The organism is Micromonospora sp. LA-10, assembly GCF_051853095.1.
GTDB lineage: Bacteria > Actinomycetota > Actinomycetes > Mycobacteriales > Micromonosporaceae > Micromonospora > Micromonospora echinospora_A.
Map to the genome: position 1 here is coordinate 3,783,202 of NZ_CP195710.1, position 19,310 is coordinate 3,802,511.

General features: G+C 73.2%; 18 protein-coding genes. 10 read left to right on the plus strand and 8 right to left on the minus strand.

Annotation, left to right across the window (positions count from 1 at the left end):
* Positions 1-3 precede the first annotated feature (3 nt).
* From ACSDG8_RS17915 to ACSDG8_RS17930, 4 genes are read right to left on the minus strand one after another with little or no spacing between them, the layout of a single operon-like run.
* Positions 4-1,209 (minus strand): hypothetical protein, encoded by a 1,206-nt coding sequence (locus ACSDG8_RS17915; protein WP_210895392.1) that lies wholly within the window; start codon positions 1,207-1,209, stop codon positions 4-6.
* Positions 1,209-2,693, minus strand: a complete 1,485-nt coding sequence (locus ACSDG8_RS17920) for an O-antigen ligase family protein (protein WP_210895393.1) — start codon at positions 2,691-2,693, stop codon at positions 1,209-1,211. Before ACSDG8_RS17920 ends, ACSDG8_RS17915 begins: the two co-directional genes overlap by 1 nt.
* Positions 2,690-3,697 (minus strand): DUF3048 domain-containing protein, encoded by a 1,008-nt coding sequence (locus ACSDG8_RS17925; protein WP_210895394.1) that lies wholly within the window; start codon positions 3,695-3,697, stop codon positions 2,690-2,692. Before ACSDG8_RS17925 ends, ACSDG8_RS17920 begins: the two co-directional genes overlap by 4 nt.
* Positions 3,694-5,517: a Wzz/FepE/Etk N-terminal domain-containing protein gene (locus ACSDG8_RS17930; protein WP_210895395.1), complete on the minus strand. Its 1,824-nt coding sequence runs from the start codon at positions 5,515-5,517 to the stop codon at positions 3,694-3,696. Before ACSDG8_RS17930 ends, ACSDG8_RS17925 begins: the two co-directional genes overlap by 4 nt.
* Before the next feature lie 499 nt (positions 5,518-6,016).
* Here ACSDG8_RS17930 and ACSDG8_RS17935 point away from each other — a divergent pair, with 499 nt between their 5' ends.
* From ACSDG8_RS17935 to ACSDG8_RS17950, 4 genes are read left to right on the plus strand one after another with little or no spacing between them, the layout of a single operon-like run.
* The gene (locus ACSDG8_RS17935; RefSeq protein WP_030499390.1) at positions 6,017-6,493 is read left to right on the plus strand and encodes a polysaccharide biosynthesis protein; all 477 of its coding nucleotides are present in this window, start codon (positions 6,017-6,019) and stop codon (positions 6,491-6,493) included.
* A complete protein-coding gene (locus tag ACSDG8_RS17940; RefSeq protein ID WP_210895396.1) occupies positions 6,493-7,071 on the plus strand; it encodes a glycosyltransferase in 579 nt (192 codons plus the stop codon). The genes ACSDG8_RS17935 and ACSDG8_RS17940 overlap by 1 nt, the downstream gene beginning before the upstream one ends.
* A complete protein-coding gene (locus tag ACSDG8_RS17945; RefSeq protein ID WP_210943050.1) occupies positions 7,068-8,066 on the plus strand; it encodes a sulfotransferase family protein in 999 nt (332 codons plus the stop codon). The genes ACSDG8_RS17940 and ACSDG8_RS17945 overlap by 4 nt, the downstream gene beginning before the upstream one ends.
* The gene (locus tag ACSDG8_RS17950; protein ID WP_210943051.1) at positions 8,063-8,977 is read left to right on the plus strand and encodes a glycosyltransferase family 2 protein; all 915 of its coding nucleotides are present in this window, start codon (positions 8,063-8,065) and stop codon (positions 8,975-8,977) included. The genes ACSDG8_RS17945 and ACSDG8_RS17950 overlap by 4 nt, the downstream gene beginning before the upstream one ends.
* A 60-nt stretch (positions 8,978-9,037) precedes the next feature.
* On the opposite strand, the gene ACSDG8_RS17955 is transcribed toward ACSDG8_RS17950, so the two are convergent.
* Complete coding sequence (locus ACSDG8_RS17955) at positions 9,038-10,660, minus strand: hypothetical protein (protein WP_210943052.1); 1,623 nt, start codon at positions 10,658-10,660, stop codon at positions 9,038-9,040.
* 100 nt (positions 10,661-10,760) lie between these two features.
* Positions 10,761-11,639 (minus strand): 3'(2'),5'-bisphosphate nucleotidase CysQ, encoded by an 879-nt coding sequence (locus ACSDG8_RS17960; protein WP_210895399.1) that lies wholly within the window; start codon positions 11,637-11,639, stop codon positions 10,761-10,763.
* Between the two features lie 199 nt (positions 11,640-11,838).
* Here ACSDG8_RS17960 and ACSDG8_RS17965 point away from each other — a divergent pair, with 199 nt between their 5' ends.
* On the plus strand, positions 11,839-12,933 hold the full coding sequence (locus tag ACSDG8_RS17965) for a PLP-dependent aminotransferase family protein (protein WP_030499384.1): 1,095 nt from the start codon (positions 11,839-11,841) through the stop codon (positions 12,931-12,933).
* 334 nt (positions 12,934-13,267) lie between these two features.
* Positions 13,268-14,416 (plus strand): magnesium/cobalt transporter CorA, encoded by a 1,149-nt coding sequence (gene corA, locus ACSDG8_RS17970; RefSeq protein ID WP_439427063.1) that lies wholly within the window; start codon positions 13,268-13,270, stop codon positions 14,414-14,416.
* A gap of 89 nt (positions 14,417-14,505) precedes the next feature.
* On the opposite strand, the gene ACSDG8_RS17975 is transcribed toward corA, so the two are convergent.
* Positions 14,506-15,345: a hypothetical protein gene (locus tag ACSDG8_RS17975; RefSeq protein ID WP_210895401.1), complete on the minus strand. Its 840-nt coding sequence runs from the start codon at positions 15,343-15,345 to the stop codon at positions 14,506-14,508.
* Positions 15,346-15,429: 84 nt separating this feature from the next.
* Between ACSDG8_RS17975 and ACSDG8_RS17980 the strand changes: the two genes are divergently transcribed.
* Positions 15,430-15,960 (plus strand): peptidylprolyl isomerase, encoded by a 531-nt coding sequence (locus ACSDG8_RS17980; protein ID WP_210895402.1) that lies wholly within the window; start codon positions 15,430-15,432, stop codon positions 15,958-15,960.
* Positions 15,961-15,985: 25 nt separating this feature from the next.
* Positions 15,986-16,927 carry a rhomboid family intramembrane serine protease gene (locus tag ACSDG8_RS17985; protein ID WP_439427064.1) on the plus strand — a complete coding sequence of 314 codons (942 nt, stop codon included), beginning with the start codon at positions 15,986-15,988 and terminating at the stop codon, positions 16,925-16,927.
* A gap of 3 nt (positions 16,928-16,930) precedes the next feature.
* Here ACSDG8_RS17985 and ACSDG8_RS17990 read toward each other — a convergent pair whose 3' ends face one another.
* Positions 16,931-17,365, minus strand: coding sequence for a PH domain-containing protein (locus ACSDG8_RS17990; protein WP_439427065.1), 435 nt, complete (start codon positions 17,363-17,365; stop codon positions 16,931-16,933).
* 98 nt (positions 17,366-17,463) lie between these two features.
* On the opposite strand from ACSDG8_RS17990, the gene ACSDG8_RS17995 reads away from it, so the two are divergent.
* Both ACSDG8_RS17995 and ACSDG8_RS18000 read left to right on the plus strand, forming a co-directional pair.
* On the plus strand, positions 17,464-18,636 hold the full coding sequence (locus ACSDG8_RS17995) for a thiolase family protein (RefSeq protein ID WP_210895405.1): 1,173 nt from the start codon (positions 17,464-17,466) through the stop codon (positions 18,634-18,636).
* A 107-nt stretch (positions 18,637-18,743) separates the two neighbouring features.
* Complete coding sequence (locus ACSDG8_RS18000; protein WP_030499377.1) at positions 18,744-19,256, plus strand: hypothetical protein; 513 nt, start codon at positions 18,744-18,746, stop codon at positions 19,254-19,256.
* Positions 19,257-19,310: the final 54 nt, after the last annotated feature.

Here is a 19,310-nt window from a genome sequence, read left to right on the forward strand (position 1 = left end):
CTCTCACCGGGCCCGGCGGGCCAGGTGTTCCTCCACGGCGGGCAGCAGCCAGGTGTCGACGTGCCCCAGTCGCGCACCTGCCTCCGCCTGCCTGTCGCGCAGGTAGCGCGCAGCCAGCTCCACCAGGTAGAGCACAGCGACCAGATCGGCGCCCCCACCGGTCTGGTCGAACGGCGCCAGGGTTGCCCCGGCGCCGGCGATCAGCGCGCGAGCGGCCTCGACCGGTTCCACCCCGTCGTGGCTCATCGCGCCCTGCACCGCCAGGTGCAGCGCGTCGTACCCGGCCGGCACGTCCGCCTCGAACCGTTCCCAGTCCCAGACCAGCACCCGGCCGTCGGCGAGCACCGCGCTGTTGCCGCCGTTCCAGTCCCCGTGCCACGCGCCGAAGGCGACGACCGGGTCGGCGTCCGCGACGGACTTCAGCACCGCGCGCAGCCGCCCGGCCTCCGGCCGGGGACCGAGCGCGTCCACCGCGGCGGTGAGCCGGGTCGCGTGCCCGCTGGCTGCCCACGGCTGCCGGCGTACGCCGAGGCAGCCGGCGACCGCCACCATGGCCGCGCGCTCGGCCGCCTGCGCGGCGGCCGGGGCGGCCCGGGGCAGCCGCACCGGCAGCGCCTCCTGCACGAGCAGCGCGTGCCCGTGCCAGTCGCCGTGGTGGCGTACCCCGGCCAGGACCACCGGGCCGAGCGGCACCTCGGCGAGGCGGCGCAGCGCGTCGGCCTCCGCGTGGACGAGCGCGCGGGTCAGCGGGTCGACGCCGAGCTTCGCGTACCCGAGGGCCCGGCCGTCCGGGGCGAGCAGTTGCAGCACCGGCTTTCGGTTCGCCCGGGCCGGCCCGATGTGCAGGCTGACCAGCGCCGGCTCACCCAGCACCTCGGCCAGGTGCGCGTCCAGCCCGCCGCCGTCGACGACCAGCCGGTCACGGAAGACCACCGGCCCGAGACCGAGCCGGAACGCGGTGGCCAGGCCCTGCCGGACCAGCTTGGCCTTGCGGCCGACGGCCTCGGTGGAGTGCCGGACCGCGCTCGCCGCCGCCCGGCCGGAGCCGGTGGGCACGAGCAGCCGGGGGCGGGCCGCCGAGGGCACCACCACCCAGCCTGCGCCGCCGCGGCGCAGGCTGGGCTCGGCCGGCGCGGGCCAGATCAGCCCGGCCAGTTCACCGAGGTACGCGGCACGGCCGTCGCCGTCCGGGGGTACGCGGAACACCATCAGCGGTCACCGGTCGTTTCCATTCGGGCCCGGAGCCCGGCGATCGTGCCCTGCGGTGGCGCGGGCGCGAGCGACCGGCGGATCCGGTCGTTGCGGGCCAGCAGGGCGACAGTGATCAGGGCGTAGGCGAGTGTTGCTTCCATCGCACCGTAGGTGAACTGGAAGAAGAGCATGAGGATGAGCACGAGCGTGCCGGCGATCCCGATGGCGCTGTGGTCGCGCCGGTAGCGCCAGATGCAGTAGATGAAGAACGCGTTGTAGCAGATCGCGCCGATCCAGCCCTGCCCGACGAGCAGCGCCCAGACCTGGCCGTTGCTGCCCAGCTCCCGGTTACCGCACTGCTTGCAGTCCTCGGACTTGCCGATGGCGATCGACCGGTTGCTGCCGATCAGCGCCCGGTTGCCGCCGTAGCCGAGGATCGGCGACTGGTTGGCCGCCCGGACCGCGCCCTGCGACAGGGTGGTGCGGATGTCGTCGCTGTGCCCGTTCTGCAGGCGTTCGTCGAAGGTGCGGCCGAGCGGGGTGGCGACGATCAGCACGCCGATCAGTCCGACCGCCAGGGCGAGCCCGCCGAGCACCACCATCCGGCCGCGCAGCGCGAGCCGCAGCGCCACGTACGCGGCGGCGATGCCGAGGCCGATCCAGAGGCCGCGGTTGAGGGAGTAGACGATCGGGAAGATCGCCGCCAGCGCGATGGCCACGCCGGCGGTACGGCGCAGCGGCCTGCCCAGCACCACCCAGCCGACGATCAGCCACACCAGCAGGATGGCGGTGTTCTGGCCCCACGAGTTCGTGTAGGTGAACGGCGCGGACGGGCGGGGCGAACTGGCCTCCCCCTCGATCACCTGCTGCACCTGGGCGAACTTGATCTCCATGAGCGAGGTGACGTACGGGTGACCGGCGATCGACTGCGGCAGGATGAACCGCAGCGGCGCGACGAACTTGAGGTTCGGGAAGAGCGAGCCGATCCAGCCGCCCAGCACCACGACCACGCCCATGAACCCGAACAGCCGCACCATCCGGCGCTGGGACAGCTCCCGCTCGCGCAGGTTGTAGACGTAGAGCATGGTCACGGTCATCGCGACGTAGTTGGCGAGCCGGATGCCCCAGCCGATGTACTTGCCGCTGCCGCCGTGCGGCAGCGTGTTCGGCGCGGTGAGGTCGAGGGTGAGCACGGACAGGAACACCCAGAGCAGCAGGATCATCCAGATCCCGAAGCCGGGCGGCACCCGGACCGGGCCGCGTTTGCGCATCTGCGCCACCATCGGCACCGCGAAGATGACGAACACGAAGCTCGACACGCCGAGCACCCACCACAGCGGGTACAGCAGGAAGACCGCGATCAGCGGCCACGCCGTCGGCAGCCGCCACGACCAGCCCTGCGGCCGTACCCGCACCGGGCGGAGCCGGTTCCCGCCGGGCGGCGACACCGCGGCGAGCGGCACCGACCCGCGCGCGGTACGGGGCGGGGTGGCGGTGCTCATTTCACGGAGACCTTGGCGGTGGTCGGCGCGTAGATGACCCAGGCGTTGCCGGGCTGCGGGCGCAGGAGGTCGCCGCCGGTGTCGGCAAGTGTGCAGACCAGGGGCAGGCCGGGCTTGCGCCACCGGCCCTTGGCGCTGTTCGGCCCGGACACGGCGAGCACCGCGCCCTCACCGAAGACGTTCGCCGAGGGCAGCGAGCGCGGGGACGGGTTGCGTACGTCGAGCGTTCGGTACTCCATCGTCAGCACGATGACGGAGGCGGCGGTCACGGTGACCTTGCCGATCTTGGCGGCCCAGACGGACTTCGCCTGGTCGTACCGCCAGACCATCGGCGGGCCGCCGGAGACGGTGACTGTGAGTTCGGTTGCGGGTGCCAGGTCGCGGGTGGCGAGCGCCTCGCCGTCGGTGGCGTGGTCGATCGGCTGAGGGGGCGGCTGGCCCCCCTTCGGGGCGGCCTTGAGCAGCGCGGCCGTCGACGTGTAGTCGCCGGAGAACACCTTGCTGTCGTCGTCGGGCGTGACGCCGTCGAGGTCGGAGTTCTCGAACTGGGTGAGGAAGCCGGTGGGGCCGCCGTCGTAGCCGACGAACGGGCGCAGCACCGTGAGCGACCGGATGTCGACCGGCCGGATCTCGGTGACCGGGCCGATCTTGGTGGCGTCCTTGGAGTGGAACACCGCGGTCAGGTGCAGCGTGTCCGACTCGGCGAACTCGGCGTAGACCAGGTCGGCGGCGTCCAGGCCGGCCGGTGTGGTCGCGGGGCTCACCCGCAGCGGCACCGCTACGGCCTGGCGGGTCGCCGCGGCCGGGGTGCTGACCGGAGCGCCGGTCAGCGGGCCGTTGGGCAGGGTCGGCGAGGCGCTGGCCGCGGACGGCGAGGCGGTGACGTCGCCCGGGTCCACCACCTGGACCTTGCCCGGCTTGGGCTCGGGTTCGCTGCACCCGGTCCCGACGCCGAGGACGACGGCGGGGGCGATGGCGGCGCGGAGCATCTGCCGACGGTTCACCCCAGGTCCTCGCCGGAGTCGAGGGCGTAGCTGCGGCCGTCGCCGTCACCCCGGGAGCGGTAGGTGCCGCCGGTGCCGTTGAGCGGCACCGGCTTGCCTCCAGCGGCGGGCGGGGTGGCCTTGCCGGGCATCTGCGGCGCCGGAGCGGCCGGCTTCGCCGGGGCGGGGCGGGACGACTGCATGCGCGGCAGCACCATTGTCGACTCGGCGGACGGGCCGGGGCTGGGCCGGGGCTTGGGCCGGTTGGCCGGGGCAGCCGGCGCGCTCGGCGTGTTCGACCCGCCGGACGTCGCCGGGCGGGTGGCGCCGGCGGGCGGGTCGGGCAGGCGCGGAGCCAGCACGGCGCCGATCACCGGCGCGTTCACCTGCTCGAACTGCTGGAGCGCGGCGGTGATCTCACCGCTGCGGGTCTTGCCCGCCTCGGCCACCATGATCACCGCGTCGACGTACCGGCCCAGGGCCTGGGCCTCCACGGCGAACGTGGGCTGCGCGGTCTCGATGATCACGTGGTCGAAGCGCGCGGACAGCTCGTGCAGGATCTCCAGCAGACCGGCGACCGGCAGCTCGACATCGGCGTCCAGGTCGCCCGGCACCAGCACCCGGAGCTGGCCGAGCCCCGGCACCGGCGCGAGCGCCTTGAGCGGGGGCACGTCGCGGCGCAGCACCGAGGCGAGGCTGTGCCGCCCCTCGGCGACGCCGGTGATGGTGCCCACCGCCGAGTCGGGCTTCGTGGTGATCAGCGCGACCTGCTGGCCGGTACGGGCGTACGAGGCGGCGAGGTTGGCGGCGACGAACCCGGCGGCGGTGCCGGCCGAGGCGTCGCAGAGCAGCAGTTGGCGTCCGCGGCCGCCCTGTGCCGCTTCGGGCACCGCGGAGAGCAGCACGTTGCGCAGCCGGCCCAGCTCGCGGGAGGCCCGGTGGGTGGCCGGCAGGACGGCGAGCGACGGCGCGCGCGACGGCAGTTCCACGAGCAGCGGCAGGCCGACCCGGTCGGAGATGTCGCGTCCGCGGCGGATCCGGGTGTCGAGCCGGTCCAGCACCAGCGCCAGCACGATGCCGAGCAGCAGGCCCGCGCCCATGCCGCTGGCGAGGTTGAGCGTGCGGTTCGGCGAGCTGGGCCGCTCCGGCAGCCGGGCGTCGGAGATGATCTCGCCGGGGTCGGAGCCGGCCGAGGCCAGCGGGTTGAGCCGGTTGTACAGGCCGGTGATCTGGTTGGTGATGACGTTGCGCTCGGCCTCGGCCCGCTCCCGCTCGGGCGAGTTCGACGGCGCCGCCGAGATCCGCCCGGCGACCGCGCTCAGCTGCTTCTGGAGGTCGGCGATCTGCTGCTTGAGCGCGTTGGTCTCGTTCTCCAGCGTCTTCTGCGCGGTGGCCTTGCGCAGGTCCAGGTACGCCTGGGCGAACGCGTGCGAGCCCGACTGGGCGCCCTCGGGGCTGTTCGCCTCGTACGCCACCTGGAGGATCTGGCTGTTCGGCGGGACCTTGACGGTCACCGACTTGACGAGCTGGTCGGCCCCGGTGTCGACCTTCATCAGGGCCTTGGCCCGTTCGGCCACCACGAGCGAGCGGACCACCTGTGCCTCGGTGTCCAGGTTGACCTTGGCGTTGGGGTTGTTCTCCGCGCCCGAGCCGAGCGGGCGCACCAGCAGCGAGGTGGTCGAGGTGTAGCGCGCCTCCTGGATCTGGCTCAGCGCCAGCCCTCCGCCCAGACCGAGGACCGCGGCGAGCAGCAGGATCCACCAACGGCGGCGCAGCCAGCCCAGGTAGGCCATCAGGGCAAGACCGTCGGCGTCGCTCTCGGCCAAATGGGGTGAGGGCATCAGAGTCTGTCGCTCCCTTTCGACCGAGCCGGGCAGTCCACGGCACAGCTGGACCTGACCGTGGCCTTGAGTGTCCCCGATCCGAACGACGAGGGAAAGTCTGCTCACGTTCCGGTAAGCCTGCCCGGGTGTGGGCAGCCCGCGTAGAAATGGCCGATCGGCGCTGACCATTCGGCGGGTTTCCCGGTGTCGGGCCCGACTTGCCCCCGGTAGACCGACGTCGCCGTCGGCTCTCGTGCGGAGCGGTGACGGAATCCTGACACATCTCACTTCGTTCGGGCGCCCCGGCCCGTCGTCCGGGTGCGGCCGGGCTGACCTGCCCGATGGCCGGTCGACGCGCATCCCGTTGACGGGAATCGCGAGGTGAGCCGACCGGCGAGCCAGGATCCGTCCAATGGCCCCTTCAGTTGCCCACGGGCGCGCCAGTAGGTTGTCAGGACGCGTCCGAGGGGCATTCACAAAAAATCCGGACGCGTCATCCGCGTACGGGAGGACGTTTGTGGTGAGCGGGTCAACCGAGGACTCGGGGCAGGTCCTGCTGGTGGGGTCCAGTGGCGGGCACCTGGCCCAGCTCCTGGCCCTGGAACCGTGGTACCGGGATCGGCGCCGCGCATGGGTAACCTTCGACACCCCGGACGCGCGCTCGCTGCTCGCCGGCGAGGACGTGGTCTGGGCGCACCACCCCACCACACGCAACGTCAAGAACCTGGTACGCAACGCGTTCCTCGCGCTGAAGGTGATCCGCCGGCGCCAGGTCGACGCGGTCGTCACCACCGGCGCCGGGGTCGCCCTGCCGTTCGTGGTGGCGGCCCGCATGCGCAAGATCCCGACGGTGTACATCGAGGTGTACGACCGGATCGACAGCGCGACGCTCACCGCCCGGCTCTGCCGGCCCTTCCTCTCCGCGATGCTCGTGCAGTGGGAGGAGCAGCGCCGGATGTACCCGGAGGCGACTGTCGTGGGGAACCTCCTCTGATGGCGCACATTCCGCAGCAGAGGGACCGGCGGTCCAGGCCGTTCGTGCTGGTCGTGGTCGGTACCGACGTGCACCGCTTCGACCGGCTGGTCGGCTGGCTGGAACGCTGGCACGCCGCCCGGCCCGAGGTCCGGCTGGTCCTCCAGTACGGCCACAGCCGCACCCCGGCCCTGCCCGAGGCCACCCCGTTCCTCGGCCACGAGGAGCTCCAGCGGGCGATGGCGGAGTCCACGCTCGTGGTCAGCCACGGCGGCCCGGCCACCATCACCGAGGCCCGGCGCACCGGCCACCTGCCGATCGTGGTGCCCCGCGACCCGGCGCACGACGAGCACGTCGACAACCACCAGCAGCTGTTCTCCCGGCGCCTCGGCGCGGCCGGCATGGTGCGGCTGTGCGAGTCCGAGGCCGAACTCGTCGCCGCGCTGGACGAAGGGCTGGCCGACCCGGGCCGGTTCGTCCTGGCCGCTGACCCGGGCCGCCCGGACCCGCGCGCCGAGGCGGTCGCCCGGGTCGGCGCGGTGATCGACGACCTGGTCGCCAGCCGGGTACGGCAGCGGGCCGTCGGGCGGCGCGGATGAGCGGCCCGGACCCGGCGCCGCCGCGGGTCCTCTTCGTCGGCGGCCTCGGCCGCAGCGGCTCCACGCTGCTGGAGCTGCTGCTGGCGCAGAGTGCCGACGTGTGTGCCGTCGGTGAGGTCGTGCACCTGTGGGAGCGGGCGCTCGGTGCCGACGAGCGGTGCGGCTGCGGCGAGCGGTTCACCGGCTGCCCGTTCTGGCGGCAGGTCGGCGACCTGGCGTTCGGCGGCTGGGCCGCCGTCGACCGGGACGACGTCCTGGCGCTCAAGGACCGGGTGGACCGCACCCGGCACATCCCCCGGCTCGCCAAGGAGGCGCTCCCGCCCGAGCAGCTCGCCGACGTGCGCCGCTACGCCGACCTGTACACCCGGATCTACCGGGCCGCGCTCGCGGTGACCGGCGCCCGCGTGGTGGTCGACTCCAGCAAGCACGCCTCGCTCGCGTTCGCGCTGCGCTGGGCCGAAGGGCTCGACCTGCGGGTGCTGCACCTGGTCCGGGACAGCCGGGCGGTGGCGTACTCGTGGGGCAAGCAGGTGCGCCGTCCCGAGGTGGTCGACGGCGAGGACTTCATGCCGACCTTCTCGCCGTTCGAGGTGAGCAAGCTGTGGACCGCGCAGAACGCGGCGTTCCACCTGCTCGCCTCCCGGGCGAAGGTGCTGCGGCTGCGGTACGAGGACTTCACCGCCGACCCGGCCGGCACCGTACGCCGGGTGCGGGACTTCGCCGGCCTGCCGGACGACCCGGCCGCGCTGCGCATCCTCTCGGCGGACGCCGCCGACGTGGCGAGCGAGCCGGCCCCGCCGTTCCGCGCCCACAGCGTCGCCGGCAACCCGTTGCGGTTCAGCGGCGGGCCGTTGACAGTGCGCCGCGACGAGGCATGGCGGGACCGCCTGCCGCGACGCAGCCGTGCCGTGGTCAGCCTGGCCACGCTTCCCCTGCGGGTCCGCTACGGCTATCTGGGCCAGCGGGGATCCGACGAGTCCGTGGAGAGAGCATGAGTGGGCCGAGCATCTCGGTGGTCGTACCGACGCGGGACCGTCCGGAGTTGCTGCGTGCGGCGCTCGACGCGATCCTCAGCCAGGCGCACCCGGGCCTGATCGAGGCGATCGTGGTGTACGACCAGTCCGAGCCGGACCGGTCGCTGGAGACCGATCGGGGTGACCGCCGGATCCGGGTGATCACCAATACCCGTACCGCCGGGCTGGCCGGCGCGCGCAACACCGGCATCGAGGCGGCCGTCGGCGACTGGGTGGCGTTCTGCGACGACGACGACGAGTGGCTGCCCGGCAAGCTCGCCGCCCAGTTCGGGGCGCTCGACGCGCACCCGGACGGCGCGCTGGTGAGCTGCGGCATCCGGGTCAGCTACGACGACCGTACGGTGGACCGCTCGCTGGACCGCGCCCGGATCTCGCTGGAGGCGCTGCTGCGCGACCGGCTCACCGAGCTGCACCCGTCCACGTTCCTGATCCGCCGGGCCGCGCTGCTCGACGCGATCGGCCTGGTCGACGAGCAGATCCCGGGCAGCTACGCGGAGGACTACGAGTTCCTGCTCCGCGCCGCCCGGTACGCCCCGCTGGTGAACGTGGAGAGCCCGTACGTGCTGGTCCGCTGGCACAAGCGGTCCTACTTCGCGCAGCGCTGGGAGACCATCTCGACCGCGTTGCAGTGGCTGCTGCGCCGCTACCCGGAGTTCGCCACGGTGCCGCACGGCGAGGCACGGGTGGCCGGTCAGATCGCGTTCGCGCAGGCGGCCATGGGCAACCGGCGGGACGCGGTCCGCTGGGCGCGGCGCACGCTGGCCCGCAACCCGAAGGAGCCACGCGCCTACCTGGCGCTGGCGGTGGCGAGCCGGGCGGTGCAGGCCGACCGGGTGCTGCGCACGCTGCACAAGCGCGGCCGGGGCATCTGACGCGTACACGAAACGGGCGGGCGACCTCGGTCGCCCGCCCGTTCTCGTCCGGTCATCCGGTCAGGCCGTGCAGAAGGACTTCCACGCCTGGATGCTCGGCTGGTCGAGCAGCCGGAAGTCGCCCTGGCTGACGGTCTGGTTGTAGTACGCCACGAACTCCGGCCGCTGGCCGTTGAGGAAGTTCGTCATCGACCGGATCCAGGCCGCCCGGCCGGCACCCGCGTCACCCGGCACCAGGTCACTGCCGGTCTCCGCGACGCCCCACGGCTTGCCCAGCGCCTTCGACTTGCTGATCATGGGGCCGTAGATCTCCTGCGGCGAGGCGTACCGCTTCCACTTCTTGCCCCAGTTGTAGCAGTCCCAGCCGAGCGCCTCGATCACGTCGGAGCCGGGGTAGAACGCGTCGAAGCTGCGCCCGGACTTCGGGTCGAGCGTCCAGCACATCAGGATCAACGTGTTGATCAGCTTCGGGTTGTTCGCCCGGCCGGCCAGGCCGGCCACCCGCTTCCACGCGGTCCGGTACGCCTCGGTGGTGAAGGCGCCGCGCTCGACGTCGTCCTCCGGCTCGTGGAAGTACGACCAGTAGACGTTGTGCTCGCGCGGGATCGAGGCGAACCAGGAGGTCAGGCGGGAGTCGAACTTGCCGGTGTTGATCTCCTGCGGCGCCGCCTTGAAAGACACCACAACGGTCCGGTCCACCACGTCCGCCCGGCTGCCGGACCAGGCCGGCGGCAGGCCGGGGAAGAAGATCCGGGCCATCCGCAGCTTGCCGAACGTCCGGTCGGAACGGGCCAGCGCCTGGCCGAACGTCTCCCCGTTCTGCACGCCGATGGACGCGCCGGGCAGCGTCAGCCGCGTACCGCCGAAGGCCGGGCCGGCGTTCTCGGAGGCCGACGGACGTGCCGAGGGCTTGCCGCCGAGGCCCTGGTCGGCGCTCGGAGACGCGCCGGGCGTCCCGGGCGCGCCCGGGCCCATCGACGTGGCCGGGCCGAGTGAGCCGGGCGCCTCGCCGGCCTGCGGGTTCGCGGAGTCGGGCCGCAGCGCGGCCACCGCGACCCCGCCGCCGGCCACTGCCAGCGCCAGCGCCGCCGCGACCGCCACGCGCCAGCGTCGCCGCGCGCCGCCGGGCGACGGAGTCGTCCCCGGGGCGAGCGGCGGAGCGGGTGGCCGGCCGGGCCCACCGGAGGCCGGCCCGTGCGGGGCGTCCACCGGGGGAGGTCCGGTCAGGGTGGCGGTCGCCGCCCCGCCCGCGCCCGCACCCCAGCCCGCCTCGCCGCCCGCGGCCGTGCCGGGCCCGGGGCGGCCGGGCTCGTCGTGCGGCGCCCAGTCGGCGTGACCGTCCCCCGCCGGTCCGGCCTGCGGCGCCCAGTCGTGGTGGCCGTCCGCCTGCGGCGCCCAGTGGGCGTCGTCGTGCGCCGCCGGTCCGGCCTGCGGCGCCCAGTCGGCGCCACCGTGGACGGTCGGCTCGTCCTGCGCCCAGGCGGCGTCCTGGTGCCCGGCCGGCGCGTCGCGCTCCGGCCAGGGCAGGTCACCGCCGGTTTGGGCCGGTGGTGGCGGAGACGAGGTGACCTCGGCCTCCGGCCAGGGCAGCGACGGTCCGCGTGCCTGGCGTGGAATGTCCTGACCCGGCCACAGGCCGGTCGGCTGCCCGAAGGCGTTGTGCGGCTCTCGATCGGCCGGCATGACCCTCCCTGGCTGTCGGCGGCCCGTGTCCGGGCTCAGATCGCCACGCATACCTGCCCGACGATAACCCTCATTCACCTGGCCGTATGTACCGTGACACTCAGCCGAACGCCTGACCATGGGTGTCGGTGACGGCCGAAGCGGGCATCTCGACCCCGGTCCGGGCGATCGCGTCGAGCAACTGGTCGGCCAGTTCCGGCCGGCAGACAAGCAGATCGGGCAGGCGCGGGTCGGCGCGGTTGTAGCGCAGCGGCGAGCCGTCGATCCGGGACGCGTGCATGCCCGCGCCGAGCGCCACGGCGACCGGGGCGGCACTGTCCCATTCGTACTGGCCGCCCGCGTGGACGTACGCGTCGACCTCGCCGGTCACCACCGCGCAGACCTTCACACCGGCCGAGCCCATCGGTACGGCGGTCGCGCCGAGCATCTCGACCAGCTCGCCCACGAACGCGGGCGGGCGGCTGCGGCTCACCGCGATCCGGATCGGCCCGTCGGACGGCTTCGGTGGCGGGCAGGTGGTGCCGAGCACGAGCGGCGTACCGTCCACGGTGGTCCGGGCCGGCATGCCGACCGCCCCGGCGATCAGGGCGCCGTCGGGCGCGGCGGAACGCTGCCAGAGCGCCACGTGCACCGCCCAGTCGTCCCGGCCCTCCTCGGAGAACTCGCGGGTGCCGTCCAGCGGGTCGATGATCCAGACCCGGTCCGCCTCGTGCCGGGGCGCGCGCTCGCCGTCAGCCCACGCGCGGCGGGCGTCGGCCTCCTCCTCGGAGAGCACCGCGTCGGTGGGCCGCAGCCGGGTCAGCGCCGCCGTCATCAGCTCGTGCGACGCGCGGTCGCCGGCGTCCTTGAGCGCCTTCGGGTCGGCGAAGCCCTGCCGGTCCCGCAGCGCGGTGAGCGCCTTGCCGGCCTCGGTCGCCAGCCACTGCGCGAACCGCTGGTCGTCGAGCCGTCCCGCCTCGTCCTCGGTCACGAGCCTCATCCCTTGTTCTCCCGGGTCTGCCGCGACCCGTCATCCTTCGGCGTCCGGTCGGACCGGCGCCAGCGTCCGTCGGATCGTAGACAGTCACGAGGTGCTCTCGGATCCCCCGGACGCACCCGCTGCCCCGCCCGGCCGCCCGCATGTTGAACTTCGCGTGTATCGCGGTCGGACCCGCCGGGCCAGGCCCTAGGCTCTGCGCATGACCGCCGAGCAGCTGATCTCGTTCGCCCGTGGCGCGCCTTCGCTGGACATCGTCGATGTCGAAGGGCTCAAGGCCGCCGCTGTCCGCGCCTTCGACGCCGACCCCGCCGGGGTCACCGCGTACGGCACCTCCGTCGGCTACCCGCCCCTGCGGAAGTGGATCGCCGAGAAGCACGGGGTCGAGGCCGATCAGGTGCTGATCACCAACGGCTCGCTGCAGGCCGACGCGTTCCTCTTCGACCACCTGGTCCGCCGGGGTGACGCGGTGGTGGTCGAGCGCCCGACGTACGACCGCACGCTGCTGAACCTCCAGCAGATGGGCGGCGAGGTGCACGGCGTGACGATCCAGCCGGACGGCCTGGACACCGCCGAGCTGCGCAAGCTGCTGGAGTCCGGGGTACGGCCGCGCCTGGCGCACGTGATCCCCAACTACCAGAACCCGGCCGGCGTGACCCTCTCCCTGGAGAAGCGTCGTGAGCTGCTCGACCTGGCCGCCGAGTACGGGTTCACGATCTTCGAGGACGACCCGTACGCGGACATCCGGTTCCGGGGCGAGCCGCTGCCGTCGATGCTGTCGATGGACACCCGGGGCGTGGTGGTGCACGCGTCCAGCTTCACCAAGACGGTCTGCCCGGGCGTGCGCGTCGGCTACCTGGTCGGCCCGGCCGAGCTGATCGCGACGATCGCGAAGCGCGCCACCAACCTCTACATCTCGCCCGGCATGGTGGCCCAGGCGATCGTGCACCAGTTCTGCGTCTCCGGCGCGATCGAGGAGTCGATCCGGACGGTCCGTACGGCGCTCGGCGAGCGGTCGGCGGTGCTGGCCGAGTCGCTGCGCCGGCACATCCCGGAGGCCCGGTTCGTGGAGCCGGACGGCGGCTACTTCCTCTGGGTCGAGCTGCCGGAGGACGTCGAGGTGGACCGGCTCGCGCCGGCCGCCGCCGAGCGTGGCGTGGCGGTGGTGAAGGGCAGCGACTTCATGGTCGACGGCGGCCGGCACGCGCTGCGGCTGGCGTACTCGGCTGTCACCGCGGACCGGATCGACGAGGGTGTTCGTCGCCTCGCGGAGGCGATGGCCGCCGTTCGCGGCTGATTTTCTGTCGGGTTTCTGACAAATAGGCCCCGCTGGCCGGTTCGGCACTCCCGCTGGACCGGCCGGCAGCCCACAATGCTGCGAGTGTCGTTCACCTTTTACCGGTGACCGGCCCGTACGCCGGGCCACTCCGGCCGGGCCGACGGCACGCCAGCATCACTCCCGCCCCCCAAGGGGTGCCGGGTGGGCCGTGTCGCCCCTCACCCCCCTGACGCGGCCCGGCCCGCCCGGCGCCGGCGCGTGACACCCGTCGCACCGCCCGTCCCGCTCCCGCGCTGCGCCTCTCGCCGGTCGGCGTAACCTGCAAGCCGCAGCTAGGGAGAGGAGGCGAGAGATGACGGACCGGGTGGCACGCGACCGAACGGCCGGACCCGACGGCGGCCGGGCACTGCGACCCCGGGCCTGGGCGGCCCCGGTACGCGCGATGTCCCGCATCCTCAACGCCGACGGCTCTCCCCGTACCGCCCAGCCGGCCGACCCGGAGCGCAGCGGGATCGTCGACTGCGGGCTGTACGTCGACGGCGAGCGCCGCCCCGGCCGTCCCCAGTACGCCGAGGCCCTGGCCGCCGCCCGGCAGGAGCGGGACGGTTTCGTCTGGCTCGGCCTGCACGAGCCGGACCTGACCGAGATGACCGAGATCGCCGCCACCTTCGGCCTGCACGAGCTGGCCGTGGAGGACGCGGTCAAGGCCCAGCAGCGCCCGAAGCTGGAGCACTTCGGCGAGATCGTCTTCCTGGCGCTGCGGACCGCCCGCTACTGCGAGCACGCGGAGCTGACCGAGAACTCCGAGGTGGTGGAGACCGGCCAGGTGATGCTCTTCATCGGCCCGCACTTCGTGATCAGCGTGCGACACGGTGACGCCTGCCGGCTGGCGCCGGTCCGCGCCGACCTGGAGGCGAAGCGGGACCTGCTGCGGCACGGCCCATGGGCCGTCGCGTACGCGATCACCGACCGCGTGGTCGACCTCTACCTGGAGGTCGCCGACCGGCTTGAGGACGACCTCGACGTGCTGGAGGCGGACGTCTTCGACCGGCAGAGCAGCGGCCGGATCCAGCGGATCTACCAGATGAAGCGGGAACTGGTCGAGTTCAAGCGGGCGGTGGTGCCGCTGCAACGGCCGCTGATGACGCTCACCTCCGAGGTCAACCGGTGGGTGCCGCAGGAGGTCCGGCGTTACTTCCGCGACGTGCAGGACCACCTCAGCCGCACCGTCGAGCAGGTGAACTCCTACGACGACCTGCTCAACTCGATCCTCCAGGCCCGGCTGGCCCAGGTCACCGTCGACCAGAACAACGACATGCGCAAGATCGCCGCCTGGGCCGCGATCGGTGCGGTGTGGACGGCGATCGCCGGCATCTACGGCATGAACTTCGACAACATGCCCGAGCTGAGGTGGACGTACGGCTATCCGGGCGTGTGGGCGCTGATGCTCGCCGCGTCCTTCACGCTCTACCGCCTGTTCCGCCGCAACGGCTGGCTGTAGCCGCCGCGCCGCGCCCGGACGCCTGACACGCGGAGGCGCCGGCCACGCGGGGTGTCCCGCGTGCCGGCGCCGGTCCGACGGTTACGAGGTCAGCGACGACCGCCGGCCTTCGCGGCGTTCTTGCCGGCCTGCACGGCCTTGGTGATGTCGTCGGCCGGGCGACCCGAGACGTCGCGGGCGCCCTCGGCGACGGAGGGGACCTGGTCGTTCGGGTGGATCACCGGCTGGCTGCCGGAGGTGGCGGTCGACGCGCTGCTGCCCTTCGCCACCGCCGAGGAGCCGGCGCCGGTCGGGCCGGCCTGCGTCACCTTCGCGCTCGCGTCCGGGGTCTCCACCACGATCGTGTCCACGTCCTCCCGCATCGGCTCCAGCTTGTCGCGACCCGTCGTGCCGAGCGTGCCCGTCGTGCCGAGCGTGCCGGTCGGGTCGTACTCGGCCCACTCCTGCTGCTCACGGCGACGCCGCATGGCCATCGCCCCGGCCAGGCCGGCAACGGTCCCGGCCACCAGCAGGCCCGCGGTCATGCCCCGCGACCTGCGCTGCTTCTTCTTTCCGGCCTTCATGCTCTTCGCCTTCTTCGTCATCGCGGACTGCTTCGCGGCCATCGCCTTGCGGCCGCCCGTCGCCTTACCGGCGGCCTCGACCCGGGCGTTGCGCACGGCCAGCAGCACCGGCGCGAGCGCCGCGGCGGTCGACGCGAACCCGGTCGACGCCCGGTCCCGGACCATGACCGCGGTCGGCGCTACGGCACCCCGGGCTGCCTGGACCCGCGGGCCGACAGTGGCGCCGGCACCCTTCGCCGCGTGCGTCGCGGCTTGCCTCAGGTGACCGATGCCCTGGTTCAGCTCCACCTTGGCGAGCTGGCCCTGGGTCTTTCGCCGCCCGATTCCAAACACGGTCCCACCTCCTGGGAGTTGTTCCTTCGTCATCCTCCACCTTCGGATGCCTCCGCATGGCCAGATCGGGCACATGGGAGGATCCGCAAGGAACTGACCAACGAGTGAGGAGTACCCGTGGCCGAGGCTGTCTACGCCACCTTGCACACCAACGCCGGCCCGATCCGGCTGGAGCTCTTCCCGAACCACGCGCCGAAGACCGTCCGCAACTTCGTGGAGCTGGCCGAGGGCACCCGGGAGTACATCGACCCGCGTACCGGTCAGCCGGGCAGCGGGCCGTACTACGACGGCACCGTCTCGCACCGCGTGATCAGCGGTTTCATGGTTCAGATGGGCGACCCGACCGGCACCGGACGCGGTGGCCCGGGCTACAAGTTCGGCGACGAGTTCCACCCCGAGCTGCGCTTCGACCGGCCGTACCTGCTGGCCATGGCGAACGCCGGGCCGGGCACCAACGGCTCGCAGTTCTTCATCACGGTGTCGCCCACGCCACACCTGAACAACCGGCACACCATCTTCGGCCAGGTCGCCGACGAGCAGTCCGCGAAGGTGGTCGACTCCATCGCCAACACTCCGACCGGCCCGAGCGACCGGCCGCTGCAGGACGTGGTGATCGAGCGGGTCGAGATCGAGCACAAGCAGGCCTGAGCGACACGCGGGTACCTTTGCTCGCATGACTGAGCGCTCCGGCCAGCCAGGCGACACCACCGGGGACCCGGTGCCGACCACTCCGGTCTGCTACCGGCACCCCGGCCGCGAGACGTACATCCGCTGCTCCCGGTGCGACCGGCCGATCTGCACCGAGTGCATGCGGGACGCCTCCGTCGGGCACCAGTGCCCGGAGTGTGTCGCCGAGGGACGCCGCAGCGTGCGGCCGGCGCGTACCGCCTTCGGTGGCGGTGCCGCCGGCCGTCAGGGCAACGTCACGAAGGCGCTGATCGCGCTGAACGTGCTGATGATGCTGCTCTCCATCGCCTCGGCCCGCAGCGGCACCGCGGTGGCCGGTGGTGGCCTCGGCGGCCTGATGGGCAGCGGGACCCCGCTCACCGAATGGGGTTCGGTGCTCGGCCTGGCGCGCTTCCCCGACGGGCACATCGGCGGGGTGGCCGACGGCGAGTGGTACCGGCTGGTCACCGCCATGTTCCTGCACTACGGCGTGCTGCACCTGCTGCTCAACATGTGGGCGCTCTGGGTGCTCGGCCGGACGCTGGAGGCGGTGCTCGGGCCGCTGCGCTTCCTGGCGCTCTACCTGCTCGCCGGGCTGGGCGGCAACGTCGCGGCGTACGTCTTCACCGAGCCGAACCGGTTCACGGCCGGCGCCTCGACGGCGGTCTTCGGCCTGTTCGCCGCCATCTTCGTGGTCATGCGACGGCTGGGCCGGGACACGTCGGCGATCGTCCCGATCCTGGTGATCAACCTGATCTTCACGTTCACCGTGCCGAGCATCTCGGTGGCCGGGCACCTCGGCGGTCTGGTGGCCGGCGCGGCGGTGTCGCTGATCCTGGCGTACGCCCCGCGGTCACGGCGGACCGCGTTCCAGGTGGCGGGCTGCGTGATCGTGCTCGTCGCGATGATCGGCCTGACCCTGGTCCGTACCGCCGCTCTGCTGGGCTGAGCCTCAGCCCGCGGAGGGGCGGGCCTCGTCCAGCGCCGCCGCCACCTCGTCCAGCGGCGCGTCCAGGTCACGGCGGCCGAACAGGTGCAGCGAATCCCCGGCGTCGATCTCCAGCGTCTCGGCGGTGATCCCGCGCCGGGCGCGCCGGTCCAGGCGGATCGCCTCCACGGCGTTCCACGGCAGCCGGCGTCGCCCGGCGAACCCCCGCAACACGGTCAACCCGTCCGGGTCGGCGGCGAGGCGGACCGGTGCGACCACGTCGCGCAGCGCCCAGGCGAGCAGCCCGGCGGCGGCCAGCCCGGCCAGCGCCGGGCGGACCGGGTCACCGCCGGCGAACAACAGCCCCAGGGCGAGGAGCGCGAGCGCGCCGAGCGCCTTGAGTGCCGGCACCTCCCGCGGCACCCGCCACTGGCGGACCGGTGGCGACTGTGGATCCATCCGCTCAGCATGCCAGCCGCACCGTCCGCTCGCCGGACTAGGACGGCCGTCCGGTCGGCACGTACTATCGGGGCAAGCGAGGTTACCCGGGAGTAGACATGAGTGACGCGGTCATCGTCGGCGCGGTACGGACCCCGGTCGGGCGGCGCAAGGGCAGCCTCGCCGGAGTCCACCCGGTCGACCTCTCGGCGCACGTGCTGCGCGCGCTCGCCGAGCGCACCGGCATCGATCCCGGCCTGGTCGACGACGTGATGTGGGGCTGTGTGTCGCAGGTCGGCGAGCAGTCCTGGAACGTGGCCCGCAACGCGGTGCTGGCCGCCGGCTGGCCGGAGTCCGTCCCGGGCACCACGCTCGACCGCCAGTGCGGGTCGAGCCAGCAGGCGCTGCACTTCGCCGCCGCGACTGTTCTCTCCGGCCAGGCCGACCTGGTGGTGGCCGGTGGCGTCGAGTCGATGACCCGGGTGCCGATGGGCTCCAGCGTCGCCGGCGGGATGCCGTTCAGCCCAGCGATCCTGGAGCGCTACCGCGGCGTCGAGGGCGTCGCGGCGGACTCGCCGCTGCCGTTCAACCAGGGCGTCGGCGCCGAGCTGATCGCCCAGCGGTGGCGCTTCTCGCGTACCCAGCTGGACGAGTTCGCGCTGGCCAGCCACGAGAAGGCGGCCGCCGCGCAGGACGCCGGCGCGTTCGAGGCCGAGCTGGCGCCGGTGGCGCTCGCCGACGGCGGCAAGTTCTCCGCCGACGAGGGCATCCGCCGCGACACCTCGCTGGCCAAGCTGGGCGAGCTGGCCACCCCGTTCCGCGCCGACGGCGTGGTCACCGCCGGTTCCGCCTCGCAGATCTCCGACGGCGCCGCCGCGCTCGCGGTGACCACCGCCGAGTGGGCCAGCCGGCACGGCCTGCGCCCGCTGGCCCGGGTGCACACCGCGGTGGTCGCCGCCGACGACCCGGTCACCATGCTGACCGCGCCCATCCCGGCCACCGCGAAGGCGCTGCGCCGCGCGGGGCTGGGCATCGAGGAGATCGGCGTGTACGAGGTGAACGAGGCGTTCGCCCCGGTGCCGCTGGCCTGGCTGGCCGAGACCGAGGCTGACCCGGAGCGGCTCAACCCCCGGGGCGGGGCGATCGCGCTCGGTCACCCGCTCGGCGGGTCCGGCGCGCGGATCATGACCACGATGCTCCAGCACATGCGGGACAACGGCATCCGCTACGGCCTGCAGACCATGTGCGAGGGCGGCGGCATGGCCAACGCCACGATCGTCGAGCTGCTCTAGCCGACCGGCGGCCGGTGTCGCACCGCAGGTGCGACTTGCACGTGTGGAAGTTCCAGAAATCGGGAGTGACCCATATCACCCCTGGTCATCGCGTCGTTGGACCAGGCATGGACGTGTTCTCGCGAACGTTCCTTCCGGCCGCCGCCGAGACCGGCCTGGCGACCCAGACCGTCACCCGGCACATGCCGGTGTTCCGCCGGTGCGTCGGTTCCGGCGACGCCACCATCCTGGTCACCCGGTGCAGCCGCCCGGACGACCCGGTCGGCGGCGACTACCTGATGCTGCTCACCCACCGCCGCCTGGTGGTCACCCGGCAGACCCGGGTACTGCACCGGCTGCGCCTGCACCTCAACACCGAGCTGCGCGAGCTGAGCAACGTGACGTGGAGCCCCGATCCCCGGGCGCACAGCGTGGAGCTGGCGGCGACAGCCATCGACGGGGCGCGTGAGCGTTTCGTCATCCGTACCCACCACCCGAAGCAGGTGTGGCAGCTCGACACGCTGCTCAACCACGCCTTCCGTACCCGGCTGCGGACCCCGGCCGAGCGGGTCGTCGCCACGATCGGCGAGCCGCCGGCGGGCGCCCGGCCCACAGTGCTCCGACCGGCGCCGGCTCGCTGACGCTCTCCTTACCGGATCCGAACATTTCCTGACCGGCCGGTCGGTCACCGGTCG

Excerpts from the sequence above, each read along its gene's own strand:
- ACSDG8_RS17945 (WP_210943050.1), top strand. The coding sequence starts at position 7,068 with ATGAGCGGCCCGGACCCGGCGCCGCCGCGGGTCCTCTTCGTCGGCGGC.
- ACSDG8_RS17985 (WP_439427064.1), top strand. The coding sequence starts at position 15,986 with ATGACTGAGCGCTCCGGCCAGCCAGGCGACACCACCGGGGACCCGGTG.
- ACSDG8_RS17940 (WP_210895396.1), top strand. The coding sequence starts at position 6,493 with ATGGCGCACATTCCGCAGCAGAGGGACCGGCGGTCCAGGCCGTTCGTG.
- ACSDG8_RS17915 (WP_210895392.1), bottom strand. The coding sequence starts at position 1,209 with ATGGTGTTCCGCGTACCCCCGGACGGCGACGGCCGTGCCGCGTACCTC.
- corA (WP_439427063.1), top strand. The coding sequence starts at position 13,268 with ATGACGGACCGGGTGGCACGCGACCGAACGGCCGGACCCGACGGCGGC.
- ACSDG8_RS17960 (WP_210895399.1), bottom strand. The coding sequence starts at position 11,639 with ATGAGGCTCGTGACCGAGGACGAGGCGGGACGGCTCGACGACCAGCGG.
- ACSDG8_RS17955 (WP_210943052.1), bottom strand. The coding sequence starts at position 10,660 with ATGCCGGCCGATCGAGAGCCGCACAACGCCTTCGGGCAGCCGACCGGC.
- ACSDG8_RS17920 (WP_210895393.1), bottom strand. The coding sequence starts at position 2,693 with ATGAGCACCGCCACCCCGCCCCGTACCGCGCGCGGGTCGGTGCCGCTC.
- ACSDG8_RS18000 (WP_030499377.1), top strand. The coding sequence starts at position 18,744 with ATGGACGTGTTCTCGCGAACGTTCCTTCCGGCCGCCGCCGAGACCGGC.
- ACSDG8_RS17975 (WP_210895401.1), bottom strand. The coding sequence starts at position 15,345 with ATGACGAAGGAACAACTCCCAGGAGGTGGGACCGTGTTTGGAATCGGG.
- ACSDG8_RS17965 (WP_030499384.1), top strand. The coding sequence starts at position 11,839 with ATGACCGCCGAGCAGCTGATCTCGTTCGCCCGTGGCGCGCCTTCGCTG.
- ACSDG8_RS17990 (WP_439427065.1), bottom strand. The coding sequence starts at position 17,365 with ATGGATCCACAGTCGCCACCGGTCCGCCAGTGGCGGGTGCCGCGGGAG.
- ACSDG8_RS17995 (WP_210895405.1), top strand. The coding sequence starts at position 17,464 with ATGAGTGACGCGGTCATCGTCGGCGCGGTACGGACCCCGGTCGGGCGG.
- ACSDG8_RS17930 (WP_210895395.1), bottom strand. The coding sequence starts at position 5,517 with ATGCCCTCACCCCATTTGGCCGAGAGCGACGCCGACGGTCTTGCCCTG.
- ACSDG8_RS17950 (WP_210943051.1), top strand. The coding sequence starts at position 8,063 with ATGAGTGGGCCGAGCATCTCGGTGGTCGTACCGACGCGGGACCGTCCG.